General features: G+C 71.0%; 10 protein-coding genes. 2 read left to right on the top strand and 8 right to left on the bottom strand.

What is annotated here, in order from left to right; genetic code table 11:
• Positions 1–28: 28 nt before the first annotated feature.
• From PV679_RS18760 to PV679_RS18795, 8 genes are all read right to left on the bottom strand, one after another.
• Positions 29–847 (bottom strand): RNA methyltransferase, encoded by an 819-nt coding sequence (locus tag PV679_RS18760; protein WP_319681448.1) that lies wholly within the window; start codon positions 845–847, stop codon positions 29–31.
• A gap of 53 nt (positions 848–900) precedes the next feature.
• Positions 901–2124 (bottom strand): uroporphyrinogen-III C-methyltransferase, encoded by a 1224-nt coding sequence (gene cobA, locus PV679_RS18765; RefSeq protein ID WP_319681488.1) that lies wholly within the window; start codon positions 2122–2124, stop codon positions 901–903.
• Between the two features lie 283 nt (positions 2125–2407).
• Positions 2408–6028: a nicotinate-nucleotide--dimethylbenzimidazole phosphoribosyltransferase gene (cobT, locus tag PV679_RS18770; protein WP_319681449.1), complete on the bottom strand. Its 3621-nt coding sequence runs from the start codon at positions 6026–6028 to the stop codon at positions 2408–2410.
• Between the two features lie 268 nt (positions 6029–6296).
• The gene (gene cbiE, locus PV679_RS18775; RefSeq protein WP_319681450.1) at positions 6297–7517 is read right to left on the bottom strand and encodes a precorrin-6y C5,15-methyltransferase (decarboxylating) subunit CbiE; all 1221 of its coding nucleotides are present in this window, start codon (positions 7515–7517) and stop codon (positions 6297–6299) included.
• Between the two features lie 186 nt (positions 7518–7703).
• Entirely contained in the window at positions 7704–8342 is a 639-nt protein-coding gene (locus tag PV679_RS18780; RefSeq protein ID WP_319681451.1) for a GNAT family N-acetyltransferase, read from the bottom strand.
• Positions 8343–8500: 158 nt separating this feature from the next.
• A complete protein-coding gene (locus tag PV679_RS18785) occupies positions 8501–9361 on the bottom strand; it encodes a MetQ/NlpA family ABC transporter substrate-binding protein (RefSeq protein WP_319681452.1) in 861 nt (286 codons plus the stop codon).
• Between the two features lie 149 nt (positions 9362–9510).
• Positions 9511–10182, bottom strand: coding sequence for a methionine ABC transporter permease (locus tag PV679_RS18790; protein ID WP_319681453.1), 672 nt, complete (start codon positions 10180–10182; stop codon positions 9511–9513).
• Entirely contained in the window at positions 10179–11321 is a 1143-nt protein-coding gene (locus PV679_RS18795) for a methionine ABC transporter ATP-binding protein (protein ID WP_319681454.1), read from the bottom strand. Before PV679_RS18795 ends, PV679_RS18790 begins: the two co-directional genes overlap by 4 nt.
• 647 nt (positions 11322–11968) lie before the next feature.
• On the opposite strand from PV679_RS18795, the gene PV679_RS18800 reads away from it, so the two are divergent.
• A complete protein-coding gene (locus tag PV679_RS18800; RefSeq protein ID WP_319681455.1) occupies positions 11969–12328 on the top strand; it encodes a hypothetical protein in 360 nt (119 codons plus the stop codon).
• 2 nt (positions 12329–12330) lie between these two features.
• Positions 12331–12786, top strand: a complete 456-nt coding sequence (locus PV679_RS18805) for a hypothetical protein (protein WP_319681456.1) — start codon at positions 12331–12333, stop codon at positions 12784–12786.
• Positions 12787–12822 lie beyond the last annotated feature (36 nt).

Genomic DNA, 12822 nt, shown 5'->3' on the forward strand with positions numbered 1-12822 from the left:
GGCCCCGTACGGCCTTGGAGGGACGGCGTCAGCTCTCGGGCCGTCCCGTCGTGACCGCGTAGAACGCGACCGCCGCGGCGGCGCCGACATTCAGCGAGTCCACACCGTGGGCCATGGGGATGCGTACCCACTCGTCGGCCGCGGCCAGTGCCCGTCCTGACAGGCCGTCGCCCTCGGCGCCGAGCATCAGCGCGACCCGTTCCAGCCGGTGCGGAGCGGCCTCGTCCATGGCGGAGGCCTTCTCGTCCGGAGTGAGAGCCAGCAGCCTGAAGCCCGCCTCCCGTACGGTGTCCAGCGCCCTGGGCCAGCCGTCCAGCCTGGCGTACGGCACGGAGAACACCGCGCCCATCGAGACCTTCACGGAGCGGCGGTACAGCGGGTCCGCGCAGTCCGGCGAGAGCAGCACGGCGTCCATGCCGAGAGCGGCCGCGCTGCGGAAGATCGCACCGATGTTGGTGTGGTCGTTGACCGCCTCCATGACGACGACCCGGCGCGCCGTACGGAGCACCTCGGCAGCCGTCGGCAGCGGCTTGCGCCCCATCGAGGCGAGGGCGCCGCGATGCACGTGGTAACCGGTGACGCGCTCGGCGAGTGCGGGGCTGACCGCGTAGACCGGGGCCTCGGCCTCGTCGATGACGTCCCGCATGGTGTCGACCCATTTGGCGGAGAGCAGCATCGACCGCATCGCGTAGCCGGCCTGCCCGGCCCGGCGGATGACTTTCTCGCCCTCGGCGATGAACAGCCCCTCGGCGGGCTCGCGCCTGCGCCGGAGTTCGACATCGGTCAGGCCCGTGTAGTCGCGCAGGCGCGGGTCGTCCGGGTCGTCGACGGTGATGAGTTCAGCCACGGGTGATACAGCCTTGTCCGGGATCGGGCACCCACGCGGGAGCCGGCGAGTGGTTACTGCCCGTCACCGAGAGCCACGACCTCACCGATGACGATGACGGCCGGAGGCCGTATGCCCTCGGTCCGTACGGTCTCCGCGACAGTGGCGAGCGTCGCGTCGACCCGCCGCTGGGCCGCGGTGGTGCCTTCCTGGACCAGGGCGACGGGCGTGTCCGGGGCCTTGCCGTGCGCGACGAGCGCCTCGGCGATGGCGCCGATCTTGTCGACGGCCATCAGCAGGACGAGTGTGCCGCGCAGGCTGGCGAGCGCGGCCCAGTCGACGAGCGAGCGGTCGTCGTCGGGCGCGACATGACCGCTGACGACGGTGAACTCATGCGCGACTCCCCGGTGGGTGACGGGGATTCCGACGGCGCCCGGCACGCTGATGGAGCTGGAGATGCCGGGCACGACGGTGTACGGGATGCCCGCCTCGGCGAGCGCGTGGGCCTCCTCCATGCCCCGTCCGAAGACGAAAGGGTCGCCGCCCTTGAGCCGGACCACGGCCTTGCCCGCCTTGGCGTGCTCGATCAGCGCGTCGTTGATCGCCTCCTGGGCCATGGCACGGCCGTACGGGATCTTCGCGGCGTCGATCACCTCGACATGCGGTCCCAGCTCGTCGAGCAGATCACGCGGGCCGAGACGGTCCGCGATCACGACGTCGGCCTCGGCGAGAAGCCGCCGGCCGCGCACCGTGATCAGATCCGGATCGCCGGGGCCGCCGCCGACGAGAGCGACACCCGGAGTACGGCTGCGATGGTGCGGCGCGGCGAGAGTGCCGTCCCGCAGGCCCTCGACGATGGCGTCCCGCACGGCGGCGGACCGCCTCGGATCGTGCCCGGTGAGCACGGCCACGGTGACACCCTCGCTGCGGCCGGTGGCCGGGGTCCAGGCGGTGGCGGCCTCGGCGTCGTCGCTGCGTACGCACCAGATCCGGGCGCGCTCGGCCTCGGCGGACGCGGTGTGGTTGGCGGCGGGATCGCTGGACGCGATGAGCGCGTACCAGGCGCCGGTGAGATCGCCTTCGGCGTACCGCCTGCGCTCCCAGCGGATCTCGCCGGCTTCCGCCATCGCCTCGACGGAGGGCTTCGCGGACGGCGACACGAGCACGATGTCGGCGCCGGCCGCGATGAGCGCCGGAAGCCTGCGCTGCGCGACCTGGCCGCCGCCGACGACAACAACGCGCCGCCCCGACAGGCGGAGTCCGACGGGATAGGCGGGATGCTCGGCGTGCTCGGCCATGTCGGTAGCGGCTCCTCGGGATGGCAGGTGGTGCGGGGCCGCTGCGACGGTGAAGCGGCTGGTGGCGCGGGGTGCGGTCTCGGCGACCAGCTTACGGGGAGGAGACACGGGGGTCACGGTCGGCGGGAGGCCCGGGAGCGGGCCACGCCGGACGCGGCCCTGGCCTCCCGCCGCACGGGACGGATCGAACGCATCCCGGACCGGGCGCGGACATACGAGGACGGCGCGGAGGAGACTCACCGGGCAGGTGCCCGGTGGGACCTGCCTCCGCCGCGCCCGTGTCCTACTTCTCCGTCACTCCCGCCGAGTCGAACGTCGCCACCTCGTGCATCGCGCGGGCCGCGCTCTGGACCACCGGCAGGGCCAGCAGCGCGCCCGTGCCCTCGCCCAGTCGCAGATCCAGGTCGACCAGAGGACGCAGGCCCAGTTTGTTCAGGGCCGCGACATGGCCGGGCTCCGCGCTGCGGTGGCCCGCGATACAGGCCGCCAGCGCCTCCGGCGCGATCGCCCGTGCGACCAGTGCCGCCGCGCCCGCGCTCACGCCGTCCAGGATGACCGGCGTACGCAATGACGCACCGCCCAGCAGGAATCCCACCAGCGCGGCGTGCTCCAGGCCACCGACCGCCGCCAGGACACCGACCGGGTCGGCGGGATCCGGCTGGTGGAGCTCCAGGCCCCGGCGGACCACATCGACCTTGCGGGCGTGCGTCTCGTCATTGATGCCCGTGCCGCGTCCGGTGACCTCCGACGGGTCCCGCCCGGTGTAGACACAGATCAGGGCTGCCGAGACCGTCGTATTGGCGATGCCCATCTCACCGGTGAGCAGCGCCTTGTTGCCCGCCGCCACCAGATCACGCGCCGTCTCGATGCCCACCTCGATCGCCGAGAGGACCTCCTCACGGCTCAGCGCGGGGCCGGTCGTGAAGTCGGCCGTACCGGCGCGGACCTTGCGCGGCAGCAGACCCGGCGACGCCGGGAGTTCGCTCGCGACGCCCACATCGACGACGCAGACCTCCGCTCCCACCTGGGTCGCGAACGCGTTGCAGACCGCGCCGCCGCTCAGGAAGTTGGCGACCATCTGGCCGGTGACCTCCTGGGGCCACGGCGTCACACCCTGGGCGTGCACTCCATGGTCACCCGCGAAGATCGCCACCGCCGCCGGCTCCGGGATCGGCGGCGGACACAGCCGCGACAACCCGCTGAGCTGCGCCGAGATGATCTCCAGCATGCCGAGCGCACCGGCCGGCTTCGTCATCCGCTTCTGCCGCTCCCATGCCTCTCCCAGCGCCTTGGCGTCGAGCGGGCGGATGCCTGCGACGGTCTCCTGAAGCAGATCGTGCGGCTCCTCGCCCGGCAGGGCCCGGCGGCCGTACGTCTCCTCGTGGACCACCCAGGACAGCGGCCGGCGCTTGGACCAGCCCGCCTGCATCAGCTCGGGCTCCTGCGGGAACTCGTCGACGTATCCGACACACAGATAGGCCACGACTTCGAGGTGTTCCGGCAGGCCCAGCGCGCGGACCATCTCGCGCTCGTCGAAGAAGCTGACCCAGCCGACTCCGAGCCCCTCGGCGCGAGCGGCGAGCCAGAGGTTCTCGACGGCGAGCGCCGAGGAGTACGGGGCCATCTGCGGCTGCGTGTGCCGGCCGAGGGTGTGCCGGCCGCCGCGCGTCGGATCAGCGGTGACGACGATATTCACCGGCGTGTCGAGGATGGCCTCGATCTTGAGTTCCTTGAACTGCTTCGCCCGGCCCTTGGGCAGCGACTTGGCATACGCGTCACGCTGACGCTGCGCCAGCTCGTGCATGGACCGCCGGGTCTCGGCGGAGCGGATGACGACGAAGTCCCAGGGCTGCGAGTGACCGACGCTGGGCGCGGTGTGCGCGGCTTCCAGCACGCGCAGCAGCACCTCGTGCGGGATGGGATCGGAGCGGAAGCCATTGCGGATGTCGCGGCGCTCGCGCATCACCCGGAGTACGGCCTCGCGCTCGGCGTCGTCATAGCCGGACGCCGCGGCGGAGCCCTCCTGAGGCCCGGAAGCGGTCCCGGCCCCGGGCTCGACCACGGCCTCCGGGGCGGTGCCGGCTTCCGGCGCGGGCACGGACTCCTGTACGGGCACGGACTCCTGCGCGGACACGAGCACCGGCTCCGGCACAGAGATCTCCGGCACAGGGACGAACTCCGCCTCGGGCGCGGTCTGCTCCGGCTCCACGGGAAGCGGGGCCGGATACAACGCGTGAGGGCCGGACGGCTCCTCGGCCACGGGCGCATCCACGGCGGGAGCGGGCGCCTCCTCCACGACAGCCGGTTCCGCCAGGACCGGGACGTCGGCCACCGGCATCGGCTCCGGTTGCGGGAATCCGGTGGCGGCCGGGTCGGGAACGACCGGCTCGGGCTCGGATGCCTGCGCCGGGGACTCCTCGACGACAACGGCCTCGGCGGCCGGAACAGCCTCGGTGGTTTCGGCGGCCGGAACCGCACCGGCCTGCGGCGCCAGGTCGTCCAGCGGCGCCGGCTGCGGCGCCGCCGGTACGAACTCGCCGACGGCGGCCGGGTCCTGGGCGAACACGGGCGCGGCCTCGGCCGCTTCCGGGATCTCCGGGGCCGGTGCCTGTTCCGGCATCTCCAGGGCCGGTGCCTGTTCCGGGACGACCGATTCCGCGGCCGTCACCGATTCCGCCGGCCCTCCCGGCACGGCGGGCTCGGACGCCCAGGGAGCTCCGGCCCCCGGCGGAGTCTCGGTGAACGCCGAGGCCGACGACGCCGATGGCACGGACGGCTCGTCACCCGGGACGTCCAGATACTCCGGGCCCGCGACGGTCGTCGTCTGGCTCCGGTCCTGCACATGGGTCTGGGCCTGGGCGCGCGCCCGTACCCGGACGGCCTGTGTCGGTGCGCCCGCCGGTCCTCGGTCGGCGAGCGAGCGCACCACTCCGCCCGTCGGGTCGGGCACCGGAGGGCCCAGGTGCAGCGGCCGGCGCGGTGGAGTCGCGGCCGTGGCAGGCGGCGGGATGCGTACGCCATTGAGGTCCACCGAGCCGGAATGCCGGCCGCCGGCTTCATGAGCACCCGGACGGTGCAGATTCTGTCCCCGCCCGATGGAGCCCTGGCCCATGGATTCCTGGCCCATGGATTCCTGACCAGTGGATTCCTGACCAGTGGCTGCCTGGCCCGCGGATTGCTGACCGACAAATTCCTGGCCGACGGCTTCCTGACCGACGGCTTCCTGACCGGTGGAATCCAACCCCGTGGAATCCGGCGCCGGCCCCGCGACGGCCTCTTCTCCCCGCTCCGCGGCAGCGGCCGGCTGGACCGGCACATCGGACTCGGGCCCGGCCACCGCGACCATGGGCTGCGGTGGCTGCGCCGCGAACTCGCTCTGCCCGGGAATCTCCGCCAGGTTCGGCAGCATCTGCTCACCCTGGAACCCGGTGCCCGCCTGGAACCCCTGCTCCGGGGCCGGTCCCTGCGGCGCCTGGTACTGGTCCGGCGCCTGGAACTCCTCCGGTGCCTGGACCTGGACGTGTGAAACCGGCTCCGCCGTCGGCGCCGGCTGTTCTATGGGAGGCGCCTGCTGCTGGACCGGAGTCTGCTCCGGGGCGGCATACGCCTCAGCGGCGGCGTACGCCTCGGGCACCGGGAAGGTCCCGGAATCCGTGATCGCGTATCCCTCGGAAACGGCGTATCCCTCATGGGTGGCGTAGACGGCGGGCGTCTCGGGCGGCACCACCTGCGGATCGCTCCACCCGCCCTGCGCGCTCGGCATCAGCAGCAGGTCTTCTTCCTCGGCGGGAGGACCGGAGGGGTCGAGGTAGGTGTACGCGCCCGGAGCGGGGATGCCCGGCTGCTCCACCATGCCTGCGTTCTCCGGCAGTCCCTCGCCCGGGACCTGGCCGGTGTCAGTCATGCGTACCCCTCGCCCATTGGTTGTGCTCCTTCAGCCCATCACCGGAGGCCCGGTGCGCGGCGCTTCCGGCGCCCGTCAGTAACAACGAGCGTGGGCACCGCGCGGCACGAATGGCCTGCGGTCACACATCGCGCGTCCCCCCAGTCTCCGCCGTACCACATGAGGGCCCAAAACGGTCCCATTTTCCGGACATTGACGAACGAAGCGACGAACGCCCGGCAGCGGTACAACGATCTGCCAGCCTACCTCGCGCGGCCCGGCGGCAGGGTCAGGGGGCGCTGTCCGGCCGCTGTCCTGAGAGCAGGAAGACGACGGACCGCTCGCGTTCCGACCAGGCTCCGGTGTCCAGATCGACGGACTGGAGGAGGACGCACTCCACCTCATATCCCCCTTCGGCCAAGGCCGTTCCGACCGCCTCGGCCTCGTCCCGCGTCGCCGCGTGTGTGACGATGCGCTCGGGCCTGCGGTCGGCGCAGGCGATGACCACATCGATACCGCCGCCGCCGATCCGTACGACATCGGGCTCGGGCAGCCGCTCCAGCACATGCGGCGCGCGGCCCTGGACGACCTGGAGCTGCACGCCCGCGCGCCGCGCGGCGGCGGCCGTACTGGCGCAGGCTCCCGGCTCGTCGTCGACGGCGATCACGGCCGCGCCGAAGCGGGCCGCCTCGGCGGCGAGCGCTCCGCTGCCGGAGCCGATGTCCCAGATCAGATCGCCGGTACGGGCCCCGAGCCGGGCCAGTTGAGCGGCGCGCAGCCAGGTCGACTCGCCCTCGTCGAGGTCGATGCCGTACTCCTCGGTGGGCAGCGCCCAGCCCCGCTCCGACGGCGGATATCCGGGGTCGCGGCCGGCGATCCAGCCGGCGGACGGAGACGCCGCCGTGCCGATCCCGCCGATGACGATCACCACATTGGGGTCGCGCCAGACGTGGTCGGCGGCCTTGTCGGAGGTGAGGACGGTGACTTGTTCGCGTTCTGTGCCGAGTTCCTCGCAGATGACGAAGGTGCGGTGGACGCCTTCCAGCAGGAGTGCGAGTTCGGCGGGCCCTGCGCCCGGAGAGGTGAGGACGGCGACCTTGGTGTGCGCCCGGCACACGTTGACGGCGCGGCGCAGCGTACGGCTGTGCGCGACGACGACCTGGGCGTCGTCCCAGGCCATGCCGGCGCGCGCGAAGGCGGTGGCCACGGACGAGACCGCGGGGACGACTTCGACCTCCAGGCCGTGTTCGGGTGCGCGCAGCGTGCGTACGACGCCGAAGAAGCCGGGGTCGCCGTCGGCGAGGACCACCGCGCTGCCCCGGTGCCCGGCGATCCGGCGGGCCGCCAGATCGATACTGCCGAGCCGGATGCGCTCGGCGCCGGCCGGCACCTCGGAGAGGGCCAGATGATGACCGGCTCCGGCCACCATCGTGGCGGCCGAGAGTGCGGACCTGGCCGCAGAGGTGAGGGGCGAACCGTCCCAGCCGATCACCGTGACGCGGTCGGCCATCGTCGTCAGTCTCCCGAGGTTGTCGCTGATGAGGGCGTATCGCCGCCAGTCGTCGGCCACGGCCGGCGCGGCCCGCTGCCGCCCGGGTGATCGTACGATCGCGCTTGTCGCACTGCCGTACGGTTCGCGGGCAGGGTGAGAGTACCTGGCCGGGACGAGAAACGGCCGGGCGGTGGGTGTGTCCCGTCAGTTCCAGTCGGTGAAGGACGCGTAGCCGCTCGCGTCCGCCATCTGTTCGGCGACGCCTTCGAGATCCTCGGGCAGCAGGCTCCAGACGATCAGGTCGGTACGGATGTCGGTCCAGCCGCCGTCCTCGGTCTGGGAACGCGCTATCCAGGCGTTGCGCAGGACGCCTTCGCTGATGCAGCCGATCTTCTGCGCGACCTGCTGGGCGGCGGTGTTGTCGGCGGCCGTGCGCACTTCGATGCGTTCGAACTTCTGGTCGCGGAAGAGCCACTGGGCGACGGCGAGGGCCGATTCGGTGGCGTAGCCCTCGCCACGGGCCCAGGGAGCGGTGACATACGCCGCCTCGGTGGCGAGTGTGTGCCAGTTGGTGTGCCTCAGGCGCACACTGCCGACGAGCCGCTGGGTGAGGAACTCGGTGACGGCGAAGACGATGCCGCGCCCTTCGGCGCGTTCGGCCGGCGCGATCCGGCTCACCCACTCCTCGGCGTCTCCGGAGGTATAGGGGTGCGGTGCGGACGTCCAGGCCGTGACCAGTTCGTCATTCATCATTTCGATGTGCGCCGGGATGTCCGCCGGCTCGAAGGGGCGCAGCACCAACCGCTCCGTGCTGATGGAGACGTCCGGAAAGGTGGTAGTCATGCGGGGCTCCATGCCTCAGTCCGTCGTAAATGCACAGCATGCAGCATCGGACAGGGATGCGCATGGCCGGGTCCGTACGGATGCGAGGGCCCCGCGCACGGCATCCGCGCGCGGGGCTCCCGTCGGCAAGAACGGTACTGCTGTGACTATTTGACGGGTTACTCGGCCTCGCCGAAGGCGGGCACGACCGAGCCGTCGTAGGTGTCGTCGATGTACTTCTTCACCTCGGGCGAGTTGAGGAGCTTCGCGAGCTTCAGCACGCGCGGGTCCTTCTCGTTGCCCTCCTTGACGGCGAGGAAGTTGGCGTACGGGTTGCCTTCGGCCTTCTCCAGGGCCAGCGAGTCCTGAGCGGGCTTCAGGTCTGCCTCAAGCGCGTAGTTGCCGTTGATGACGGCGGCGTCGACGTCGTTCAGGGCGCGAGGCAGTGTGGCGGCCTCCAGCTCCTTGAACTTGAGGCCCTTCGCGTCCTGGATGTCCGAGAGGTTGGCGTCGCTGGCGGCGCCGTCCTTCAGTGTGATCACGCCGTTTTCCGCGAGCAGTTTGAGCGCGCGGCCCTCGTTGGTGGTGTCGTTGGGTATGGCGAGGGTCTGGCCCGGCTTGAGGGCCTTGAGATCCTTGACCTTCTTGGAGTAGAGGCCGAGCGGCTCCAGATGGACATTGACGACGGGCACGATGTGCGTGCCGTTCTTCTTGTTGAAGTCGTCGAGATACGGCTTGTGCTGGAAGAAGTTGGCGTCGACCTCGCCGTTCTCGGTGGCGGTGTTCGGCAGGACGTAGTCCGTGAACTCCTTGACCTCCAGCTTGAGGCCCTCCTTCGCCGCCAGGTTCTTCTTCACGAATTCCAGGATGTCGGCGTGCGGCACCGGAGACGCGGCGACGAGCAGCGGCTTGGACGCGTCGGTCGTGCCGTCCGACGCGGACTTGGCGCCGGGGTCGGACGAGGTGCCGCAGGCGCTGAGGCCGAGAGCGAGGGCGGCGGTCGCGGCGGCGACCGCGGTGAACTTGATGGTGGTACGCACGAAGAGTGCCTCTTTTCGCAATACGGTGGTGAGCCCGGACAAGGAGTGCGGGCCGGATGGGAGCGGGGAAGCCGGACACGGGCGGCCGGAAGCCACCGGCGGCGGTGCGGCCGGTCGGAGTGCGGTCAGGTGGTCAGGTGGTCAGGTGGTCAGGAAGCGGTGCGCCCCCTGCGCGCCAGCAGCCGTACGGCGCCGTCGCCGATGAGCTGGACGACGGTGACGATCACGATCAGGACGACGACCGTGGCGAGCATGAAGCCGTTCTCGAAGCGCTGGAATCCGTAGGTGACGGCCTTGGACCCGAGTCCTTCGCCGCCGACCGCTCCCGCCATGGCCGAGTAGCCGATGAGCGCGATGACCGTGGTGGTGACGCCGGAGACCAGCGAGGGCAGTGCCTGCGGCAGCAGCACCTTGCGGACGATGGTGGGGATGGAGCCGCCCATCGCCTGGACGGCTTCGACCAGTCCGTGGTCGACCTCCCGGATCGCGGTCTCGACGAGACGCGCGAAGAACGGGATGGCGCCGATGGCCAGCGGCACGATCATCGCGGTGGGGCCGATGAAGGTGCCGACGACCAGCGTGGTGAACGGGATCAGCGCGATCAGCAGGATGATGAACGGCAGCGAGCGGCCGATGTTCACGATCACGCCGACTGCCTTGTTCACGGGCGCGTTCTGGAGCAGTCCGCCCTTGTCGCTGAGGACGAGCAGGATGCCGAGCGGCAGCCCGCCGGCGACGGTCACCAGCGCGGACCACAACACCATGTAAAGGGTGTCGACGGTTCCCTGGGTCAGCAGTGGCTGCATCTCCGACCAGGTCACTTGGCATCTTCCTTCACCGGTGCGGGGTTCTGGGCGGGGATCACGGCCGCCGTGGCGGTGGCGCCGTCGGCGGCTGCGGCGTTGGCGGCAGCGGCAGCGTTGGCGTTGGCGTTGGCGTTGGCGTTGGCGGGATCGACGATCTCCACCTGGAGGCCCTGTTCGCGCAGGAAGCCGACCGGCACGACGTTCTCCTCGTAACGGCCGGGAAGTTCCATCCGCATCCGGCCGATCTGCCGTCCGCCGACGGTGTCCATCGCGGCGCCCAGGATCGAGATGTCGATGTTGTACGTGCGGGAGAGCTGCGAGATCACCGGCCGGGCGGCGGCCTCGCCGTGGAAGGTGACGTCGATGACCGTACGGTCCGGGCCCGACGCCGCACCGGCCACCGGGAAGAGCTCCTGTGCCAGCTCGGAGCCGGGAGTGGCCAGCAGTTCGGCGACCGTGCCGGACTCGGTGATCCTGCCGCGCCGCATCAGCGCCGCCGAGTCGCAGATCGTCTTCACGACCTCCATCTCGTGCGTGATCAGCAGGACGGTCAGCCCGAGCTGCTGGTTGAGGTCGCGCAGAAGCTGAAGGATCGAGCGGGTGGTCTCGGGGTCGAGGGCGCTGGTCGCCTCGTCGGAGAGCAGCACCTTGGGGTTACCCGCCAGCGCGCGGGCGATACCGACCCGCTGCTTCTGGCCACCGGAGAGCTGGGCCGGATACGCCTTGGCCTTGTCGGCGAGACCGACCAGGTCGAGCAGTTCCAGTGCGCGGCGCGCGCGCTCCTGGCCGGAGACTCCGAGGATCTCCAGCGGCAGCTCGACATTGTCCTGGACCGTGCGCGAGGACAGCAGGTTGAAGTGCTGGAAGACCATGCCGATCGAGCTGCGCGCCCGGCGCAGTTCCCGGCCGGCCCGCCGGCCACGCCCGGCGAGCGCGGTGAGGTCCTGGCCGTTGACGATCACCGTGCCGGAGGTGGGGCGTTCAAGGAGGTTGACGCACCGGATGAGCGAGGACTTGCCGGCGCCGCTCTGTCCGACGACTCCGAAGACCTCACCCTCGCGGACATGCAGGTCGACGCCGTCGAGAGCGGTGACTTCACGGCCGCGCGACTGGGCGGACCGGTAAACCTTCGTCAGGTCCGTAGTAGTGATCACAGAGGCTTCCATCGCTGTCGAGTGCGCGGCGAAGTGTCGGCCGGGCACGGGGCATTGGTCATTCCGTCGCGGCATGGCCGACCGGCGGAGGACCGGGAGGCAGCATGTGCGCGGGACGGGCAGGCACGGTCCGGCGCATGGCCTCGGGAGCCCTCATGGCATACGGACTCGGTGTGGCCGCGCGGACCGTCGGGTCTCGCTTCGGGGCGCGAGACTCAGGCAGGGGCCCTCAGATGGCGCACATTCGACACAGACAACGAGCACCGGGCGTCGTGATCGCCTCGGTCGCGGGTACGCGGTAGCTCGTCGTGGTCATGCGGTAAGTAAAGCAGACGTCAGTACTTGGCCAAGGGCACTGTCCGTATAGCGGACATTCCTTTCACATCATTCGGACGGTCCCCTGCTTCCTCCGCATGGCGCGCGAGGAGACCGCTGGTGGCGTCGGCCTCCACTGTGCCTCCTGTGACCTGCGACGACACCTTAAGGAGAGCGCCGCGGGCCAGGTCCGCGACCCGACCGGCGACCGGTGTGCGCTGTGGTCAAGCCCACGGCTCTCAGCGATCGGACCGCCATCGGTCCAGAGGCCCGGCGCGGGCCGCTCGGGGGCGCGCGCGCCGGACCATTTCGGCCGTAATACCCTCGGGGCCATGCTTGTCGCCCTGACGGTCGCGGTCTCCGTGACCGCGCTCGCCCTCGCCGCCTGGTGCGGTTTCGCCGCCTATCGCGACCAGCCCACCAAGGACTGGCACTTCATCGGCATGGCCGTGGTGTCCGTGCTGGCTCTGGCGCAGCTCGTGGTGGGAGTCGCGCAGGTGGCACGCGGTGAGAGGGCCGCCGACGGCTCTGTGATCTTCTTCTCGTATCTGATCGGCGCGCTGCTGGCGGTACCGGCGGCCGGTTTTCTGTCGCTGACCGAGCGGACCCGCTGGGGCTCGGTGACGGTCTCCGCGGGAGCGGTCGTCCTGGCCGTGCTGGAAGTACGGCTCCATGACATCTGGGGAGGCTGAGTATGGACGGGTCCGCCACCGGCGCGAAGAAGAAGCCGGAGACCGGCACGGAGGCGGCGGAGGGACAGCCGAGGACCAGACTGGTCCGCGGGCCGGGTCTGCTGCTGGTCTGGCTGTACGGCGTGATGTCCGTCGGCGCCGTGTCCCGGTCGGTCTACCAGATCGCCACCGGCTTCGACCGGGCGCCGCTGGCCTACGCGCTCTCCGCCGTCGCGGCCGTGGTGTACGCGTTCATCACCTACACCCTGGTACGCGGCGGTGAGACGGCGCGAAAGGCGGCGCTGGTGTGCTGCGCCGCCGAACTCGCGGGTGTCCTGACCGTCGGCACCTGGACGCTGGCCGAATCCTCGGCCTTCCCGGATGCCACGGTCTGGTCGGACTACGGGATGGGCTATCTCTTCATCCCCGTGCTGCTGCCGGTCACCGGCATCCTGTGGCTGCGCGCCTCGCGGCGGTGACGGAGACCGGCACAGCGCGTTCCGCCGCTCGCACGG

This window comes from Streptomyces sp. AK02-01A (assembly GCF_033795305.1).
GTDB lineage: Bacteria > Actinomycetota > Actinomycetes > Streptomycetales > Streptomycetaceae > Streptomyces.

Bases quoted from the DNA above. Each gene is read 5' to 3' on its own strand.
- PV679_RS18780 (WP_319681451.1), bottom strand. From the start codon at position 8,342: ATGACTACCACCTTTCCGGACGTCTCCATCAGCACGGAGCGGTTGGTG.
- cobT (WP_319681449.1), bottom strand. From the start codon at position 6,028: ATGACTGACACCGGCCAGGTCCCGGGCGAGGGACTGCCGGAGAACGCA.
- PV679_RS18805 (WP_319681456.1), top strand. From the start codon at position 12,331: ATGGACGGGTCCGCCACCGGCGCGAAGAAGAAGCCGGAGACCGGCACG.
- PV679_RS18800 (WP_319681455.1), top strand. From the start codon at position 11,969: ATGCTTGTCGCCCTGACGGTCGCGGTCTCCGTGACCGCGCTCGCCCTC.
- cbiE (WP_319681450.1), bottom strand. From the start codon at position 7,517: ATGGCCGACCGCGTCACGGTGATCGGCTGGGACGGTTCGCCCCTCACC.
- cobA (WP_319681488.1), bottom strand. From the start codon at position 2,124: ATGGCCGAGCACGCCGAGCATCCCGCCTATCCCGTCGGACTCCGCCTG.